Genomic DNA, 18561 nt, shown 5'->3' on the forward strand with positions numbered 1-18561 from the left:
TTAAATCACCCTTCAAAATAATAAATGGTACAAAAAACTATTCACGCAGCCATTCATACTCCAGGTCGGTTAAGTTCTCTTCATTTGCATATCCCTTACCAACCACAGTAAATCCATTCTTCTCATAAAATCGTTGAGCGTTCGTATTAATCTCAAATGTACGTAGTGTCAGCCTACCACTTGATCGTTCCTTTGCTTTCTGAAGCAAGGCACGACCAATGCCATAACCCTGATATTCCACGTGGATGTATAGCTGGTTTATTTCTTTCGAATTAAAAGCAATCATTCCAACTACTTTATCCTCTATGAACGCAAGGTAGATCTCAAATTGTTTTGGTAATATATGATCTAAAAAATAGATATGGCTATCCAAGCTATGCTTTTCTTTTTGACCAATCGCCTTTTCCTTGCTGTCTCTCCACATGGACACTATTTGCTCCGCATATTGCGGCTCATAAGAAGTGATAACAAATGCTTGTTTACTCAATGAAAAGCCTCCTTAAGGATTATTCAATGTATATGGGAGGGGGAGGTCATCCTACCTTATAGCTATAATAATCCTGTGCGTGGACAACATAGAATCCAGTAGACTCATAGAGCTTTAATGCATGCTCATTTTTCGTTTCTACCTCTAGATGAACAGAGTATCCTTTCTCTGCATTTTCTTTTACAACGTGTCGTAAAACGCTTCCGCCAATTCCTTTTCCTCGGTGCTCCGGCAGGATAGAAAAACCTGAGATCCAAGCCTCTTGGTTTTCTCGCTTTACACGTAAATAGCCTATGGGGCCATCCTCCGTCACAACCATCAACTGATCAACGTTTTCTATATCTTTCACATCTTTTTCTAGCTCCTTGACATCCTCTTCAGGTAAACCAAAGCCTTCTACAAATAAGCGAACCCGAATTTCATAGTCATCATTAGTGGTCGGTCTCAGCTGAAAATTACTATCAACGGAAAGCTCCTTAGGCTGCCATATCATCTGAGATTCAGAAAAGGCATAAACTGCTCCTATGTTAGAGAGAAAACCTTTGCCCCCTATGGAACTAGCTGGAGAATTCAATAGTATTTTTTCATAGTTTTTTTCTTTAATACGCTTCATTGCCTCCTCAAACAAACGAGAGAACACTTTCTTTCTCCGATGGGTAGGACTCACCATCCCACATACCTCTACAGTTGATGCGTATGGATATAGACCTAAGAACCCCACAAGAACGTCATCTTCATAATGAAATAAATCAAGTCGTTCCTCTCTTGCTCTTAAAGAATCCCAGTTTAATTTCAATTGAATTCCGTCTGTTTCTTCACAAAGCAATTGTAATCTATGTATTGCTTCTAATTCTGTATTATTTAGCATGTTATCTCTTCCTTTTTTGAGTATGTATTCCTTTTTATTGTACTAATTTATAAATATGGAAGATATAGATTTTTCACAAAATTATACAGAAAGAGGAGGTAGGGGGAATTAAAGTTCACTAAGGTATAGAGCCATATAAAAAGGCAAAGCCGATTTACGACTTTGCCTTGTTCTTATTCTGGTCATTTTTCTATAAACTTCAAGGCCCCGGATGGACATGTTTTCACTACTCGTTTGTTGTCCTCTCGTCGTGATCCGTTTGGTAGAATCCATGGCTTTCTGTTCACGTTAAATGTGGAGGGTAAATATTTGATACAATTAGCAGCATGGGTACATTTGGTAGGATGGAAATAAATATCTACTTCGTCTCCAACGTATTTTTTAAAGCCTGCTTTCACTAATTCTTCTTCATAATTACCTTCCATTTTGACTCATCCCTTTACTATATCTCAATGATAATTGGCAATATCATTGGTTTTCGTTTGGTTCTTGAGTATAACAGCTTTTCTACAGATTTTTTCACATTTTGTTTGAGCACTCGCTGATTGAGATTATTTTGACTCGCTTTATTCACAGCGCCAGTAACTTCTTTATTTACCGCTTGTATCAATTCCTCCGAGTCTGCGCCATATGTCAGCCCCCGGGAAATGGTGTCTGGAGAATTCACAAGCTGGCCATTTGCTTTGCTGATGGTCATAATAATGACAATCATCCCGTCTGAAGCGAGCTGCTTACGGTCTCGTAAGATGATTTCACCAACATCCCCAATACCAAGCCCATCCACATACACATCTCCGGCATCGACAGAACGAGTCTGCAATACTTCATTTTCACCCAGGATATCTACTGCGTCTCCATTTTTCAGGAGAAAGATGTTTTGCTTCTTTACACCAAGCGCCTGTGCCATCTCTCTATGAATGTGGAGCATACGGTATTCTCCATGGATTGGAATAAAATACTTGGGCTTCATAAGTGCAAGCATCAGCTTTAAATCCTCTTGATAACCATGTCCGGATACATGCATACCCGTAATACTACCGGAACCGTAGATCACATTCGCACCTAGTTTAAACAGATTGTCTACGATACGTGAGATGCTTTTTTCGTTTCCTGGAATAGGACCGGCTGCAAAAATAACGGTATCACCCTGGTGGACCTCTATATCACGGAAGCTGGAGGTCGCCAGTCTTGATAATGCTGCCATTGGCTCTCCTTGTCCACCCGTACATAAAATAGTGACCTCCTCAGGAGGAAGGTTTTGCACTTCATGCCTCTCGATAAGCATACCCTCTGGCATTTTTAGATAGCCTCTATCTGTAGCGACGGTTACCACATTCACCATACTACGACCTAGTAAAGCAACCTTTCTATTTGTTTTAATAGAAGCGTTTATAACCTGTTGTACCCTGTCCACGTTTGAGGCAAACGTTGTGACAAATATCTTGCCAGTGGCTTTTCGGAATGCCTCTTCCAGATGGTCTGTAATTTTCGCTTCTGAAGGGGTAGACCCAGGTCGCTCAGCATTGGTACTCTCAGAAAGTAAAAGTAGTACGCCGCTGTCTCCTAATTGAGCCATTTTATGAATGTTTGGATATTCCATATCAACTGGTGTCCAATCGAATTTAAAATCTCCCGTATGGACAATTGTTCCATGCACCGTATGGAATGCGACACCTAAGCAATCGGGTATACTATGGTTCACCTTAAAGAAAGTAGTCCGAATTGTACCTAATCTCAGTACAGAATCTTCATCAATCATCAAAAGCTTGGTGTCCCGTAATAAGCCGTGCTCCTTCAGCTTAATTTCTATTAAGCCAAGGGTAAGGTTGGTAGCATAGACCGGAACATTTAACTGTTTCAGAAAATAAGGAATGGCACCAATATGGTCCTCATGCCCATGGGTGATAATCATGGCACGAATCTTCTCTTTATTTTCCTTCAAATAAGTGATATCTGGGATAATTAAATCAATCCCCGGTAATGACTCATCTGGAAACATGGCACCGCAATCGACAATGACAATATCATCATCTGATTGTATGACATACATATTTTTACCTATTTCGTTGACCCCACCAAGTGGGATAACGGAAACAGTAGATTTACTAAGACTCATCTTGATTTTCCTCCTTCGAATTCTATTTTCAGTATGACCTAGCTGATATTTTTTATAAGGGTAACATAGAAGATTGCTTAGATAAAATTTGAACAGATGGTAACGGAAGATAATGGCCTATCATAGTCTAGGAAAGTAACTAGACAAGGAAATGGAGGTACCATATGTTTTATCACGTAAAGGAATTGCAGTATCATGCAAAGCCAGAAAGGCCAGATCCGTTTTTTGCTAACAAGCTACAGGAGGTACTTGGGGGACAGTTCGGAGAAATCTCTGTGGCTTTACAATATTTGTTTCAAGGTTGGAATGTAAGAGGAGACGGGAAATACAAGGATTTACTAATGGATACAGGAACAGAAGAACTTTCGCATATTGAGATGTTGTGTACGATGATTGCAAGACTGCTTGATGGGGCTCCAGTGGAAGCTGTTGAAAAGGCTGCAAAGGATCCTGTAATGGCAGCAATATTAGGAGGGATGAACCCACAGCACGCGATTGTGTCTGGACTTGGTGCCATGCCTGCAGATAGTGTAGGGAATAGATGGAATGCAGGCTATATCGTTGCAAGTGGGAACCTGCTAGCTGATTTCCGTGCAAACTTAAACGCTGAATCACAAGGGAGATTACAGGTTTGTCGCTTATATGAAATGACAGATGACCGTGGCGTGAAAGATATGCTGTCCTGGCTGATTGCACGAGATACGATGCATCAAAACCAATGGATTGCAGCTATTAAAGAGCTAGAGGCTAAGGAGAATGTTGTTGTTCCAAGTACTTTCCCGAAAAGTTTGGAAAAGAGAGAGGTTTCCTATACACTGTTCAACTATTCTCAAGGAAACGAAAGTGCAGAGGGAAGATGGGCATCCGGACCAAGCATGGACGGAGAGGGAGTATTCAATTATGTTGAATATCCACTACCATTCGCTGGTAAGCCGAAGCTGAAGCCCGCTCCACCAGAGCTGCATAACACTCCTCCAAGTGTGTTGAAGGACGACGGTGGGATGCTACCTCCAAGCTATATGTAAGGACCAAGTCTTCTTGGTCTTTTTCTGCTTTTATTTACCTAGTGGAACCTGAGAATTCTCTTTGTCTTTTCTCTAGCTTTTGCACCCAGTCACCATTATTCCATATGTCAGGATCGTTCACAGTGATATTTTCACCACGCACTAAGAAGTCATAGCTGTCCTTACCGTCAGTGTACCAATCCGTGATGACTAGTTTCCCGTTTACGTTGCGTACAAGAAATTCAGTTGCTTCGCCTCTACTACCGAGCTGTTTTTTTACTTCCACAGGCACATGCAAATAGAGGAAGCTACCATCTTCATCTTCGTTAAATTCCACCTCCCATTTCACTTCTCGATTTTCTACTACGCTTTCGACTGGGTCATCTGTATAATCTTGAAACAGTTCCATTTGATATTGAATCTTCTTCTCCGTATACCTTTTAAGATTTTCGTTTTGAATGTAAGACGATAAATCGCTCCCTATGCCATTCCAGATAGCTTTGTAATAGTCAGTCAGTGCAGCCATACATAATGCATATGCCGTATCGGCATCCTCAAGCGATAAACTCTCTATGTTTTTAGCGAGGTATTTAGGGGAATCTTGTACCACTGTCTTCTCGTTAGAGCTCTTTAACTCGGCAACTGCTTTACTTTCTTTATTCTCCACCCAAACCTCTGACGTACTGGCTTCCTCTTTGTGTGTAGACTCCTCACATGCCACAAGAAGAAATAAGAACGGTAATAACAGATAAGATTGCTTCATGGTTTCTCCTCCAATTCACTAGTTTGTCTGGAAAAATTACTCTCGGTATAGAACTAGACGAATAAAGTCCTTTTTCCGTTACGATATTTTTGTATAATAAAGAAATAAATTAAAAATATTCCGAAGATATATAGGGGACTGGTAGAATGATTATTCGTCAAATGGAGGAGAAAGATTTACAAAGCGTCTTACGAATATATAAGGAAGGACTCCAGACCGGGGTAGCTACTTTTGAAACAGAAGTACCATCCATCGAAGTCTGGGATAATGGGCACCATCCTACATTGCGTTTTGTGGCCGAGGAGCAGGAGATGGTTATCGGTTGGGTTACGATCTCTCCAGTGTCTAGTAGGCAGGTTTATAAAGGAGTAGGAGAGGTAAGTGTTTATGTGAGCGGGGAAGCTAAGGGTAAAGGTGTTGCTACAATTCTCATGAAAAATTTAATCATGGAAAGTGAGAAAGCGGGGTATTGGACATTACAATCCTCTATCTCCACCCAAAATGAGGCAAGTATTTCTTTACATAAGAAAGTTGGTTTCCGTGTTGTAGGAGTAAGAGAGAAAATCGGAAAGCGAGACGGAAAGTGGCAGGATACTGTACTAATGGAAAGAAGGAGCAAGACGATTTACTAGTTTGAAGGAGGTTAAACAATGACATTAATCCCTTTCGGTCTACAAAAGGTGCCGGCTATTGGAATGGGAACCTGGCATATGGGAGACAACAGCAGTAAGAGAGCAGAAGAAATAAAAGCTCTTCGCTCTGGCATCGAGCATGGGTTAACACTTATTGATACAGCTGAGATGTATGGCGAGGGGCTTGCGGAGCTTCTTGTAGGAGAAGCGATAAAATCTTATACACGAGAGGAGTTGGCAATTGTCACCAAGGTGTATCCGTGGAATGCAGGGCATCAAAATGTTCGCACTAGTCTAGAAAACAGTCTGAAGAGACTTCAAACCGATTATGTCGATATGTACCTACTCCACTGGCGAGGAGAGATACCGCTTAAGAAGACGGTAGATGCCTTCGAGCAGCTAAAGGAGGAAGGGAAGATCAAAGCATGGGGTGTTTCGAATTTTGATGTTTCTGATATGGAAGAATTGACGGCTTTTACAGACAACTGTGCTACGAACCAGGTGCTTTATAATTTGGGCAGCCGTGGAACGGAATATGACCTTCAGCCATGGATGAACGAGAAGCAAATGCCGATGATGGCATACACACCACTAGGACAGGGAGATACACTTCATGCAGGCTTCCGACATAATAAAGTCTTACAGGACATAGCGAATCATCACCAATGCAGCATCTTTCAGCTATTGCTTGCATGGACGATACGTAGTGGAAAAGTAATTGCAATCCCTCAATCCAGTAATGCAGAGCATGTAGTGGCCAATGCTGAGGCTCTAAGGATCTCACTTTCCCAAGAAGACATAGAGAGGATGGATCAAGCATATCCATCTCCGAGTCATAAGGTGCCTCTTGAAGAGCTATAAATAATAAAAAAGAGTTCGAAAGAGTTGATGAAAAATAAATTCCTACCCACGGTGCGATACTCCAATAAATCCTAACGGAGAGTGAATATGATTACTAAAAAGCATCTACAAGGAGCATCTATCTTAGCGTTTATCTTGTTAACTTTCACACCCTTTCTATACGTTCAAGAAAAGAAGCAGAAGTGTTTAGAGAAGGTATGGACTCGTCTGGAAGAAAAGGGCTACAGTGAATCTGACATTAGGTTGATTGAAAGTAAATATCACTTTGCAGGACTTCCAAAGTATTGGGAAACTGTTATTTTTAACAATGAACCTAACATCAAATACGTTTATTATTGTCATCGAGAGGGTCAAATGGAGTATCATTCACTAGATGGAAAAGAAGTGCCTATCGACCAATTAAAGAATTATGACGTCATTCCATTATCTGAGCTATACAAATAAACGAGTGTTGCTTAGATATTAATGGAGCGAACCTTTTCATAAAAAAAAGAGGCTTTGCTAAATTTTCTAAGTTATGAAACATAGAGTACAATCAGTTCGTATATGTTAGTAAGGAAGGGGTGTTTAAAATGAATCGATATTCGGTATCGGAATTTTTACGTAAAACGGAGCAGGTGGATAAAGGACAAGGCTTTTTTGAGCTGGAGACAGACCGTATGCTAGAGGTGAACCTTGAAGGACAGGTTTGGGCAAAGGCAGGCTCGATGGTCGCTTATCAGGGTGGCATTAAGTTTGTGCGAGAGGGCATCTTAGAGCAAGGTGTAGGTGCTATGTTTAAAAAGGCTTTAACTGGAGAAGGCGCTTCCCTCATGAAAGCCACTGGGAACGGCAAGCTATATCTTGCCGATAGCGGGAAGAAAGTAATCATTCTTCATTTACAAGATGAGTCTATTTTTGTGAATGGAAACGACCTGTTGGCATTCGAGCCTTCTATTAACCATAACATTAAGCTAATGCGAAGGGTTGCAGGCATGATGGCTGGGGGATTGTTTAATGTGAGATGTGAGGGAACAGGTTTGATAGCAATTACCTCGCATTATGATCCGCTTACTTTACGTGTGACACCTGGCAAGCCGGTAATCACCGATCCAAACGCAACGATTGCATGGTCAGGAAGCTTACAGCCGGATTTCCAAACAGATGTCAGCTTCAAAACCTTTGTGGGTAGAGGAAGTGGGGAGTCTATTCAAATGCGTTTTGAAGGGGAAGGCTTTGTCATTGTGCAGCCGTATGAGGAGGTTTATTTTCAGCGACAAGTGTAATAGCTTGGAGGAGGAACTAGCATAACAAGCAATGCAAAAATTGGAGGCCTTCTGTTTCTCACCTTATTCTGTCTGTATATGTATGGGAAAGCCCCCCAGATGTTTTTGGAAGATACACCAGGTGTTTCGAAAGAAGCAGAGGCTATCTCTCATTTAAAAGAAGCACTGCACAATATTTATATTGGAATCGATGTGAAAATAACGTCGGACAAGGAATTGCTCATACAATTTGTAGGAGATGAGGAGTATTTTCTTTCGGTTCAAAAGGATTTAGAGAGAGTAACGGAAAAAGTAATGAAAACCTCTGCTATAGGAGACTATCCGATAGTTTTCCAAAGGTTCGATTTTGTGGATGAGAAATAAAACTTGAAAGTAAAAGCTTTAAAAATGGATGGGAAAGAAGAGTTGAAAATAAATAGGAATCTAGTAGTGGATTATCTGCTTATCGCTACCTTTATCATCTCTGGTTTATCTTTAATTGCTGTCTACACAAAGAGCTACATAGCAGAGGCACATATGGCACATGCCTTACCGTTATCATTGTCATTGGCTTTACGGCCATTGCACTTGCTATAAACAATAAGAAAAGGCCCTCTAATTAGTAGGGTTCTGTGGAAGAGTACAAACAAGAAAATAGCAGCATACATGAAAATCCAATTCACAACCGAATTGGATTTCTTTCATTTATTGATAACTAAGTATTTTTAACCCTTTGGTAGATGTATTAATGTTGTTAATCATATCTTAATGAACAGAAGGCTGCTGTTCAGCAGACATACTTCGAAATAGGTGCTAAAATAGTAAAAATAGGGTGACAAACATACACTCTCCATTGAGTACGAGGTTACAAGACTGTGAAGAAATTCTTTTAACCTCTATAACTATTACTTTTGAAAAAACAATACATAACCTTAATTTTACAACGTCAAGGAGAGAAAAAGTATGTCTTGGTATATAGATAATGTTTACGACTTAAATAAAGAATCGCCATATACGTTTTATGTTCCCAGTTCAGAAGCGTTGAATCAATTAAAAGTTGGCGATTTGGTAAAGTTAATCTTCGTAACTGAAGATACAGAAGATGATGGATTCAGAGGAGAAAGAATGTGGGTTAAAATCACATACATAAAAGGAAAGAGCTATATAGGGAAACTGGACAATGAACCTTATCGTTTGCCGTTAAAGGTAGGGGATGAGATTACATTCGGTTTGGAAAACATTTGTGATACAGAATATCACGACCCGAATTCAGCTGAATGGGATTTTTATTTTAATACCTTAGTTACAGTTAGCCAAGATGTACTTGAAAACAGAGAATTCAACTTTATGCTAAGGGATTATCCACAGGGCGAAGGCGATTCAGGATGGTCTATATTGAGTGGGTATGAAGATGATGATTTTCTCAGTGAATCTGAAAACTTTCAAGTTGTATCTGTTGGAGTAATATTAAACATGGACGATTCCGTTTTGGAATTTATCCAAGAACAGCCATTATGTGCATATGAGAGAGATGATGAAGGTGACTTCTATAAGATTGAGGATTACAATTGGGACGATTATGTAAACGGTTAATTGACTCTTAAAAACGAAATGTTATTGGGTTTGTGGACCAAATTGCTATGTTGGCTATTTGCCTCTTTTATTTTTAGAGCATTTGTTGCTTTGAAGGATTTACAACCCTTTTTGTTGAAGTAATTGGCAAGAACATTGTGACGAGTTACATAATGTAATTGTTTTTACGTAAAGAGTAGATAAAACTGGGGGCAAAGATATGTCGACTTTTTCAGTAAGTGTCATTCAATTAAGGGATCACTCTTTTGATATTGGGTTAAAGATGGGAAACTATATTAAAAATAAACCTATTGTAAAAACCTTAGAGTTAATAACAAAATCAGAAATTGACTATAAAAATATGAAAGCCATTTTTTCTTACTTTGCACCTCATTTACTTGAAGAGCTTGATGGTTTATCTCAAGGATTGAAGATACCACTTAGCAGGGCAGCTTCTTTATTTAGTGGCTATGATGTGCCAAAGACGGAGGCTATGGGCTGCTCGGCATTAATCACGAAAGATTATTACGTTAGAAATTACGATTTCTCACCTGCTTTATATGATGGTGTTTTTAGTCTAGTTCAATCTGAAACAGCTTTTGCCTCAGCAGGATATAATCTTCAAATCTTAGGGCGGCACGATGGTGTTAATCAAGAAGGGTTAGTGGTAGGACTCCACTTTGTAAGTAATGATGGGTATACAAAAGGGATTTCTCCTTGGACAGCTATTAGAATGGTTCTGGATAAGTGTTCTTCCATTGATGAAGCAATTTATATGCTGAAAGAAATACCACATTCCGCTTGTTATAATTTCTCGCTCGGAGATAAAGAGGGAAATATTGCTGAGGTACAAGCTACTCCAGAAAAGATTATGGTTAGAAACGGTCAATCATTTATGACTTGTGTTAATCATTTTCAAGATGATTTGCTTAAACAAAAGAATAGAATATCAATTGAAGGTTCAATCCAACGGAATCATTACCTACTGGGTCTTAAGGATAAAAATTATACACATCGACAAATGTTCGAGGAGTTTAGAAGTATAAATTCTCCTTTATTTTTTACAGACTATAGAAATATGTTTGGAACTCTCCATACATTTTCTTACACACATAAGGATTCAAGAATTCTTACTACTATTGCTAAAAGTAATCAAGTCTTAGATATTAACTTTCAAGATTGGGTAGCTGGGGGAGAAATAAGTGATCAAGTTTTGCAAGGTGTTATAGAAGTATGATAAAGAATGAGTTCTTTGGATAACTAAGTAGAAAACAAATACTGTAAGTACGTAAATTGCCATACATTTTATAGTAAAATTAAAGTTCATATATCAATAAAAAAGACCAACAAATTAGCATACAATTTGCTGGTCTATTTGCGTATATTCTATTTTTAAGCTTATTCGCCTACCAAACCATCATTGTCTCGGTCATCCATATACGGGTATAACCAGTGGTCTCTCGTTATCGGCATACTATATCCTGCTGCTTTTGCTTCTTTTATTGTCACCTGGCCATTACCATTTGTATCTACACTAGAAATATCACCTGTCTTGTTGGAGCTAGGCGTAGTGGTAGTGGAAGGGGAAGGCTTACTACCTGTTAAACCAAGGTCAGCGTTCACTTTATCCGGGTTTACATTGTTAAATTTATCAACGACTTTGTTACCTCTGATGGTATAGGTATACTGATAACTGGAAGGAATCTGCGTTTTCGTATTAGGATAAGTGATGATTGCCTCAAAATTTGTGGCACCACCAGCTTTTCGAATCGCATCCTCCATATAAGCTTGATCACCATGTCGGTTAAGCGTACTTTCCTGTGGGGTAATGTTATAAGCATTCGAAACCCCTCCAAGAGAATCCGCAATGATATGTCCTTCATCTAAATCTGCTCTTTCCACACCAGGTACTTTTGCTTCATCACTATAGTATCTGCCAGAAGATGTTACAGGTTCGTTATCGTCATTTTGTAGAATGATTTCCTCTGCAACCACACGCACGAGCTGTCCATATTCATTTGTAAAAGCCCAATATTCTCGGTCTCCAAAACCAATATCTACAACTACGTTAGGTTGGCGATATCCAGACTTATCGCCACCATCCACTTCAATAAGTTTGTATCCTGCGAACAATGAGTCAGTTGCCTCAGGTTTTGTTTCTTCTACTGCCGGTTTTTCCTCAACTATCGTGCTAGTCTCTACTTTTTCATTGGTTTTATTTGTTTCCTCTGTCGTTTCTTCTTGTGTTTCTTCCTGTGTTTGTGTTTCTGTCGTGAGTTCTTGAGTTTCATTTTCTGTTTCTACATCTATATGGGATGTTTCCTCCGAGTCGGTACAACCAACCAAAAGGAGAATTGATAATAAAGGGATGATTAAATAGTTCCATATCTTTTTCACTTTAGGACACTCCTATAATAGTTTTCCGAATACTGACTAATTCGGCAATGATAATCCATTGTTTATAGTACAACTCATTTAGACATCTTATTAATATTTTATTAATTTTAAATAAAGGCAAAATATATTGTTCAGATGACTTTCAACTAATACAAGTTACTTTGCACTTAAAAAAGACCCTACAATGAGGGCCTTTTCAGTGTTAAAACGGTGTACCACCGTTAATATGAAGCACCTGTCCTGTGACAAAAGAGGACTCATCGGATGCAAGGTATACGTATCCAGGTGCAAGGTCGCTCGGCTGACCCGGTCTACCCAGTGGCGTTGCAAATTCGCCTTCCTTCCCAAAGCCTTCTACTTCTTCAGCGGTAAAGGAAGCTGGAATAAGAGGAGTCCAAATTGGACCTGGCGCCACCGCATTCACTCGAATCTTCTGCTTTGCAAGCGAGCCTGCTAGAGATCGAGTAAAGGTAAGAATCGCACCTTTTGTGGAAGCGTAGTCGATTAGGGATGGCGCACCCTGAAACGCAGTAATAGAGGTAGTGTTGATAATTGCACTACCAGGCTTTAAGTGGTCGAGTGCAGCCTTGGTTAAATGAAACATACTGAAAAAGTTCGTTTTGAACGTTCTCTCCAGCTGCTCCGTTGTAATATCCTTAATAGAATCCTGTGTATGCTGCTCGCCAGCATTATTGACCAATATATCAAGCTTGCCAAATTCAGCAATTACTTTCTCAATTATTTCCTTACAGAAAGACTCTTCTCCAATATCTCCTGGAATTAAAAGACAGCGTTTGCCTTCATTTTCTACAAGTTTCTTCGTTTTCTCCGCATCCTCATGCTCATCTAAGTAGGAAATAGCCACATCCGCGCCTTCCTTGGCATATGCAAGAGCAACTGCTCGTCCAATTCCACTATCCCCACCAGTGATAAGAGCTACCTTATTAGGTAAACGAAGCTTTCCCGCAAAGTTTTGAGCAAAGTCTGGTCTAGGCTCCATCTCCCTTTCAAATCCTGGTTGTCTCTCCTGCATTTGAGCAGGAATGTTTTCAGGCTTTTTATCCATGTAGATCATTCCTTTCACTGATATGTGGTTTCAAGAAACCAATACCCTTGTGTGAGTGGACAAAACATTTAAACAAGTAGAATGAAAGCGGAAATGCCTTAGTGAATGTATTCCTACTATAAGCTTCTCTGAATAAGAAAAGGGTAAAAATTATCCGCCCAGTCATAGATGCGAACCAACAAAAGATAGTAACTGTCATAATTTTTATTCGAGCAAGCTCTTCTAGGAGATAATGTTGTAAAAATAGCGGGTAATGTTGTAAAAAATTCACTTAATGTTGTAAAAATGAAGGCTTATGTTGTAATTTTCCTTCGAGCAAGCTCTTCCAGAAGATAATGTTGTAAAAATAGCAGGTAATGTTGTAAAAAGGCCCTACAATGTTGTAAAAATGAAAGCTAATGTTGTAATTTTCATTGAAAAAAATTATTCCATTCGTAATATAGCACCTTTTCCTTGTTCAATCGTCTAATAGATAAGGGGGTGCAGGATGGACGACGCTTCAAAGCTTGATATTACAGAAATTTATCGGCTACACTCTGATCATGTATTCAGATATATATTTTATATGGTCCACAATGTACATACAGCCGAAGACTTAACTCAGGAAACCTTTATAAAGGTGCATAGAAACTTAGATACTTTTCAATTTCAATCTAGTATCCATACATGGGTATACCAAATAGCTAGAAATACGACATTGGATCACTTGAAGCGAAAGAAACTTGTAAGCTTCTTTGATCCAAGTAGACTGCTCCAGCTAATAAAAGGATCAGAGCAATCAGTAATAGACGTAGTGACACATACCGAGGAAAGGGAGCAGTTGTATATGTATCTGCTTTCCCTCAAGAAAGAATATCGCGAAGTACTTATCTTACGGAAAATTAATGAGCTCTCTGTAAAAGAAACAGCTCAAATTCTAAGTTGGTCAGAGGATAAAGTGAAGTCGATGACAGCTAGAGGGTTAAAAAAACTAAAGGATGCGTTAGAGAGAAAGGAGGAGAGCTGGAATGAGTCGTTTTGATGAGCTTGATTCCTATTTTGATACACTTAAACAAGTACAACGTCCAGTGGAGCAGAAACAAAAAACACTAGTAAACGTCCTACAGGCAAAGAAAAATACCCAAAAGATACATCGTCCTTTAGCTGGAGGCATCGCTATATTAAGCGCTATCATTGCTATCTTCTTACTAATTACTACTGGAAATGACCAGAAGGACCTAACATCTACAAGCATAGAAGTTGAAGTAAGTGAAGTCTGGGTAGCAAATTCCGTTTCATCCACTTCATTCAAAGCGTATTCTACTTCTACTTTAACAGCAGCTCAAATTAAGGATGAATTATTCTATCAGGAATTAGATTCATTTCTAGGCCAGTTAACTCCTTTAGAAGCAATCCCTACTTACCAGGAGCCTTCTTTTGATATGACAATTAAAGCTATGGATGGAAATCAACTACATGTAAAGCTATGGGAAAATGAAGGGGAAATCATCTTCTATAGTTTAACCGAGGAAAAATATTATGCTAGCACCAATCAAAGCGCTATGAATGTCTATCGTATATTAAGCAATATTCCATTTGCTAAATAACAATATAAAAGTTTTTCTGATATCCAAACCAAGGAGGATTAATGCTCTTTTATGTTGAACTACTTAATGAAGTAAATGGGAGGTTCATGCAGGGAGGATTGCATGAACAAATGTACAATAAATAGAAATACTTATGATAACAAGCTAAATGAGGAGATAATACTACTTTGAATATTTTAACTCTAATTTTAAGTTATTTAATAGGTTCCATTTCATTTGCTTTATTAGTCGGTAAAATGTTTTATAAGAAGGATATTCGTGATTATGGTAGTGGTAATCTTGGTGCAACTAATGCTTACAGAGTTTTAGGGGTAATAGCAGGAGTAATTGTTGCAGTTGCTGATATTTTAAAAGGTACGTTTGTTTGTTTTCTCCCCCTAATACTTAGCTCTACAGTTAATCCCATTATATGTGGTTTATTAGCCATATTAGGGCATATATTTTCTGTGTTTGCTAGTTTTAAAGGTGGAAAGGCTGTTGCTACAGCTACCGGAGTTTTCTTGTATTTGACTCCTTTAGGTGTTTTTGTTGGTTTTGTTGTGTTTGTGTTAACTTTACTATTTACTATGTATGTATCACTTAGTTCAATGCTGGCTAGTATATCATTATTTATTTACAGTCTTATATTTGAAGACGAAGTTATCATATTACTTTCTTTACTTATAAGCGTATCAATAATCATTCTACACAGACAAAATATAAAGAGAATTGTAAATGGAACAGAGAACAAAATAGTTGAAAGATATTGAGTATGACTTGTTTAGCTAGGGGGCATTGATCAAAGAAAGATTAATGCCTTTTTTATGTTAAATTCTTATTGAAGTAAAGGAGCAGGCTATTTTAGCAAAGGGAAATTCAATTGAAAAATTTCTACCTAGGATTATTAGCGACGATGCTTATATTATCCATTGTTGGGTGCTCAAAGCATGAACCTATGACTTTTGAGGAAATATACTCAGGAGAGTTATTAGAAGTATCCAAAATAGAGATTAGACACGGTAATGGAGAGTTAAAAGAAATAACGGATAAATCAATAATAAATGCTTGGCTTGATAGTGTTAAAGACATCAGATTTGAACCTTCTACAAACCAAGATGGGAAGGAAGGTTATTTATATAATGTAAATCTATTTGAAGGGGAAGTTCTAACACTTTCCTTTTCAACTACGCAAATAAATGATTTTTATTATAAAGAAAATGAGCAAATTTTAGAGGAATTACATTCATTATTCAATGAAAACTAAACAAGTGACTGACTGTAAGTATTAGCCTGTATAGTGGGCTATTTAGAATAATGAAGCAATGTATATAGATAGAGAAGATACCATCTGTGGAGACAATACTACTTTATCCAAGGGATATTGAGTAACTTCTGTTCTCCACAGCGGGCTAATAAGCTAATTAAAGTGAGCATCATATCCAAATCGTTAGTTTAATTGCCACTCTCTACGTCTTTTTGAGTATCGTTTATAAGCTCATTTATGAGTTTCTCAGCTGTCTCATAGTCTTTTACCTTAAGAGCCTCTTTTACATCTTTTAAATCTCTTAATAGCAGCCTAGAATAGCTTTTAAAAATCAGTTTATCTTCCACATTGCATCAGCTCCTAAATTAATATCATAAGGTGTTAATTCATTTTTGTCTGAAAAATAAAAAGGCGGTCAGTTAATATAATATTGAACTTCTTATGATAGTAACGGAACAGTTTAGTTAAACAAGGAAATTCGAAGAGGGTTGGAGAAATTAACTATTAAATAGAGGAGGTAGGATAGTGAAAAGTCTATTTTATTTTATATTCATTTCTTTGATGGTCTGGCTTATATGGGGGGTTTTTACGAATGATTATTCCCCAAATGGATATAGTTTGTTTTTATCAGGTCTTATTTCAGGTTTTTTAATAGGCAGACGTAATCCAAAAGAAGAAACTGAATAAATAATGAACAATCAGGTGCTTTAGTAAAAATCTAAGCTATAAGACTGATTAGCAACTAGTCGTGATATTATGATTATTAAAATTGACGGTTATTATCATCAAGTTCTACTTACAGGTAAAAAATGTTCCGAACAACAGCTAAAGCAAAAATATTTACAAGCAAAGAAATTAACCTATGATATAAAAGACCTTCCTAATGTATTTTGTAGATTACATAATTTTGAACAATTACCTTTTGACAGTGATATTGAGGTTGAATTTCTAATGGATACTGATCTAGACAGAATTTATTCACCTTCTTATTTAACCAACGGGTGCTTTGATCCAAGAAATGATCAACGACCTTTTTATTGAATTCCGTGTTGTAGAAATGAGTCGGTTTGTTTATTGAGAAACGAAAAAAGTTTTGTTAAATGAGGGGGAGAGATTATGACATTAGATGGGTCTATAGCAATAGTCACCGGTGTAAGCCATCATAAAGGAATTGGAGCGGCTATTTGTCGTAAGCTAGCAAAAGAAGGTTCAGATATATTTTTTACACATTGGGGTTCAAAGGATGATTGGGCATTAAACTTCCAAGATGAAATAATAAGAGAAAACAAAGTTAGATGTGGCAACATAGAAATAGACTTGTCCGAACCAAACTCCCCATTTAAACTACTTGATATGGTTACTTACCAATTGGGCATACCGACAATATTAGTTAATAATGCGGCACACTCCACCAAAGATGGATATATGAAATTAGATGCAAAAACACTTGATGATCATTATGCAGTAAATATGAGAGCAACTTTTCTTCTAAGTGTTGAATTTGCTCGTCGCTTAAAGCTACAAAATAAATCGATGGGAAGAATCATCAATATGACATCAGGACAAGCACTCGGACCTATGACTGGAGAATTAGCCTATGTTGCAACAAAGGGAGCTATATCAGCTTTCACACTTTCTTTATCGGCGGAATTGGCACCATTAGGCATTACTGTAAACGCAATAAATCCAGGTCCTACGGATACAGGATGGATGACAGATGAAATAAAAACTCATTTAACAAGTAAGTTCTTGTCAGGGAGAGTTGGATTACCTGAAGATGCAGCCAGGTTAGTATCATTCCTTGCCAGTGAAGAGGCACAATGGATTACAGGACAAATAATAAACTCAGAAGGAGGTTTTTTAAGAGCTTAGGTTATTAATCTAATGGGTGTTTTCGTATTAACTTTTTTATCAAAAAGCATTGGAAATAGCAAAGGCAAACATAAACAAATTGGCTTGTCGTGTTAGAAAAGAATAAAATGCGATTGCGTTTTATAGGAGGCTGGGGTTTGTTGCAGAAGGGTCTCATTTCTTGGGTGACGTAGAGCAAACAGATATAATCATGAAGAAATCGCTCATAGAGGAGGAGTAATATGTACATACCAAAATACTTTAAGGTGTCAGATGTGGAGGAAATTCGTTCATTCATCCAGCAACATTCATTTGGCACGTTAGTTACGACAAGAAAAGGAAAGCCGATTGCGACTCATCTTCCGTTTCAGCTAGTTCAAGAAGGTGCAGATACCTTTTTGACTGGACATGTGGCTTATGGGAACCCTCAGTGGAGGACGCTAGAAAATAATGAAGAGGTACTGGTGATGTTTCAGGGACCACATGCTTATATTTCTTCAGCGTGGTATGGCCATGAAAACGTACCAACTTGGAACTATCAGGCAGTTCATATTTATGGTTCTGCTTGCCTTTTAACAAAGGAGGAGCTGGAGCAGGATCTGATTAAGCTGCTACAAAAATACGAAAAACACCGTGCCCATCCTATTCTTTGGGAGACTCTTTCTCCTGATTTGCTGGAAAAAGAGCTTAAGGGGATTGTCGGATTCAAAATAAAGATCAAAGAAATCCAGGCCGCCAACAAGCTAAGTCAAAACCGCAATGAAAGTGACTACCAATCTATTATTCAACATTTATATAATGAAGAAAACGTGCAATCGAAGGAAATGGCTGAGTTGATGGAGAAACGTGCTAGCAAGAAACCGCAGTAACA

The 18561-nt window shown here is 38.2% G+C and carries 25 protein-coding genes and 1 pseudogene; 18 read left to right on the forward strand and 8 right to left on the reverse strand.

Features of this window, described 5'->3' with window-relative positions:
- Positions 1-37: 37 nt before the first annotated feature.
- The 4 genes from AC1VU3_RS03360 to AC1VU3_RS03375 form a co-directional block, all read right to left on the reverse strand.
- Entirely contained in the window at positions 38-487 is a 450-nt protein-coding gene (locus AC1VU3_RS03360; RefSeq protein ID WP_482982751.1) for a GNAT family N-acetyltransferase, read from the reverse strand.
- Positions 488-533: 46 nt separating this feature from the next.
- A complete protein-coding gene (locus tag AC1VU3_RS03365) occupies positions 534-1355 on the reverse strand; it encodes a GNAT family N-acetyltransferase (protein WP_482982752.1) in 822 nt (273 codons plus the stop codon).
- Positions 1356-1537: 182 nt separating this feature from the next.
- Positions 1538-1780 (reverse strand): (4Fe-4S)-binding protein, encoded by a 243-nt coding sequence (locus tag AC1VU3_RS03370; protein WP_482982753.1) that lies wholly within the window; start codon positions 1778-1780, stop codon positions 1538-1540.
- 17 nt (positions 1781-1797) lie between these two features.
- Positions 1798-3471, reverse strand: coding sequence for a ribonuclease J (locus tag AC1VU3_RS03375; protein ID WP_482982754.1), 1674 nt, complete (start codon positions 3469-3471; stop codon positions 1798-1800).
- Positions 3472-3635: 164 nt separating this feature from the next.
- On the opposite strand from AC1VU3_RS03375, the gene AC1VU3_RS03380 reads away from it, so the two are divergent.
- Positions 3636-4496, forward strand: coding sequence for a manganese catalase (locus AC1VU3_RS03380; RefSeq protein ID WP_482982755.1), 861 nt, complete (start codon positions 3636-3638; stop codon positions 4494-4496).
- 34 nt (positions 4497-4530) lie between these two features.
- Here AC1VU3_RS03380 and AC1VU3_RS03385 read toward each other — a convergent pair whose 3' ends face one another.
- On the reverse strand, positions 4531-5238 hold the full coding sequence (locus AC1VU3_RS03385) for a hypothetical protein (protein WP_482982756.1): 708 nt from the start codon (positions 5236-5238) through the stop codon (positions 4531-4533).
- 146 nt (positions 5239-5384) lie between these two features.
- On the opposite strand from AC1VU3_RS03385, the gene AC1VU3_RS03390 reads away from it, so the two are divergent.
- From AC1VU3_RS03390 to AC1VU3_RS03425, 8 genes are all read left to right on the forward strand, one after another.
- Complete coding sequence (locus tag AC1VU3_RS03390) at positions 5385-5870, forward strand: N-acetyltransferase family protein (protein WP_480387896.1); 486 nt, start codon at positions 5385-5387, stop codon at positions 5868-5870.
- Positions 5871-5888: 18 nt separating this feature from the next.
- Entirely contained in the window at positions 5889-6731 is an 843-nt protein-coding gene (locus AC1VU3_RS03395) for an aldo/keto reductase (protein WP_482982757.1), read from the forward strand.
- A gap of 87 nt (positions 6732-6818) precedes the next feature.
- Positions 6819-7175, forward strand: a complete 357-nt coding sequence (locus tag AC1VU3_RS03400; RefSeq protein WP_482982758.1) for a DUF3139 domain-containing protein — start codon at positions 6819-6821, stop codon at positions 7173-7175.
- A gap of 128 nt (positions 7176-7303) precedes the next feature.
- On the forward strand, positions 7304-7996 hold the full coding sequence (locus tag AC1VU3_RS03405; RefSeq protein ID WP_482982759.1) for an AIM24 family protein: 693 nt from the start codon (positions 7304-7306) through the stop codon (positions 7994-7996).
- Between the two features lie 99 nt (positions 7997-8095).
- On the forward strand, positions 8096-8359 hold the full coding sequence (locus AC1VU3_RS03410) for a hypothetical protein (RefSeq protein ID WP_482982760.1): 264 nt from the start codon (positions 8096-8098) through the stop codon (positions 8357-8359).
- Between the two features lie 3 nt (positions 8360-8362).
- Complete coding sequence (locus AC1VU3_RS03415) at positions 8363-8572, forward strand: hypothetical protein (RefSeq protein ID WP_482982761.1); 210 nt, start codon at positions 8363-8365, stop codon at positions 8570-8572.
- 366 nt (positions 8573-8938) lie between these two features.
- Positions 8939-9568, forward strand: a complete 630-nt coding sequence (locus tag AC1VU3_RS03420; RefSeq protein ID WP_482982762.1) for an immunity protein Imm33 domain-containing protein — start codon at positions 8939-8941, stop codon at positions 9566-9568.
- A 199-nt stretch (positions 9569-9767) separates the two neighbouring features.
- Positions 9768-10784 carry a C45 family autoproteolytic acyltransferase/hydrolase gene (locus AC1VU3_RS03425; protein WP_482982763.1) on the forward strand — a complete coding sequence of 339 codons (1017 nt, stop codon included), beginning with the start codon at positions 9768-9770 and terminating at the stop codon, positions 10782-10784.
- 161 nt (positions 10785-10945) lie between these two features.
- On the opposite strand, the gene AC1VU3_RS03430 is transcribed toward AC1VU3_RS03425, so the two are convergent.
- Both AC1VU3_RS03430 and AC1VU3_RS03435 read right to left on the reverse strand, forming a co-directional pair.
- On the reverse strand, positions 10946-11935 hold the full coding sequence (locus AC1VU3_RS03430; protein WP_482982903.1) for a DNA/RNA non-specific endonuclease: 990 nt from the start codon (positions 11933-11935) through the stop codon (positions 10946-10948).
- Between the two features lie 211 nt (positions 11936-12146).
- Entirely contained in the window at positions 12147-13010 is an 864-nt protein-coding gene (locus AC1VU3_RS03435) for an SDR family oxidoreductase (RefSeq protein ID WP_482982764.1), read from the reverse strand.
- 487 nt (positions 13011-13497) lie between these two features.
- Here AC1VU3_RS03435 and AC1VU3_RS03440 point away from each other — a divergent pair, with 487 nt between their 5' ends.
- The 4 genes from AC1VU3_RS03440 to AC1VU3_RS03455 all read left to right on the forward strand — a co-directional run bounded on the left by AC1VU3_RS03440 (position 13498) and on the right by AC1VU3_RS03455 (position 15839).
- Positions 13498-14031 (forward strand): RNA polymerase sigma factor, encoded by a 534-nt coding sequence (locus AC1VU3_RS03440; RefSeq protein ID WP_482982765.1) that lies wholly within the window; start codon positions 13498-13500, stop codon positions 14029-14031.
- Positions 14018-14596, forward strand: coding sequence for a hypothetical protein (locus AC1VU3_RS03445; protein ID WP_482982766.1), 579 nt, complete (start codon positions 14018-14020; stop codon positions 14594-14596). Before AC1VU3_RS03440 ends, AC1VU3_RS03445 begins: the two co-directional genes overlap by 14 nt.
- 167 nt (positions 14597-14763) lie before the next feature.
- Entirely contained in the window at positions 14764-15345 is a 582-nt protein-coding gene (gene plsY, locus AC1VU3_RS03450; RefSeq protein ID WP_482982767.1) for a glycerol-3-phosphate 1-O-acyltransferase PlsY, read from the forward strand.
- Positions 15346-15455: 110 nt separating this feature from the next.
- On the forward strand, positions 15456-15839 hold the full coding sequence (locus AC1VU3_RS03455) for a hypothetical protein (protein ID WP_482982768.1): 384 nt from the start codon (positions 15456-15458) through the stop codon (positions 15837-15839).
- A 188-nt stretch (positions 15840-16027) separates the two neighbouring features.
- Here the strand turns inward: AC1VU3_RS03455 and AC1VU3_RS03460 are convergent, their stop codons facing one another.
- A complete protein-coding gene (locus AC1VU3_RS03460; protein ID WP_482982769.1) occupies positions 16028-16186 on the reverse strand; it encodes a hypothetical protein in 159 nt (52 codons plus the stop codon).
- A gap of 178 nt (positions 16187-16364) precedes the next feature.
- Between AC1VU3_RS03460 and AC1VU3_RS03465 the strand changes: the two genes are divergently transcribed.
- The 5 genes and pseudogenes from AC1VU3_RS03465 (at position 16365) to AC1VU3_RS03485 (ending at position 18559) form a co-directional block, all read left to right on the forward strand.
- Entirely contained in the window at positions 16365-16526 is a 162-nt protein-coding gene (locus tag AC1VU3_RS03465; RefSeq protein WP_482982770.1) for a tRNA U-34 5-methylaminomethyl-2-thiouridine biosynthesis protein, read from the forward strand.
- Positions 16527-16595: 69 nt separating this feature from the next.
- A complete protein-coding gene (locus AC1VU3_RS03470) occupies positions 16596-16880 on the forward strand; it encodes a hypothetical protein (protein WP_482982771.1) in 285 nt (94 codons plus the stop codon).
- 75 nt (positions 16881-16955) lie between these two features.
- On the forward strand, positions 16956-17711 hold the full coding sequence (locus AC1VU3_RS03475) for an SDR family oxidoreductase (protein ID WP_482982772.1): 756 nt from the start codon (positions 16956-16958) through the stop codon (positions 17709-17711).
- Between the two features lie 80 nt (positions 17712-17791).
- Positions 17792-17931, forward strand: a pseudogene (locus tag AC1VU3_RS03480) (N-acetyltransferase); the annotation flags it as partial.
- Between the two features lies 1 nt (position 17932).
- Positions 17933-18559 carry an FMN-binding negative transcriptional regulator gene (locus AC1VU3_RS03485; protein WP_482982773.1) on the forward strand — a complete coding sequence of 209 codons (627 nt, stop codon included), beginning with the start codon at positions 17933-17935 and terminating at the stop codon, positions 18557-18559.
- The last annotated feature ends 2 nt before the right edge of the window (positions 18560-18561 follow it).

This window comes from Psychrobacillus sp. Z16_25, from assembly GCF_056856695.1.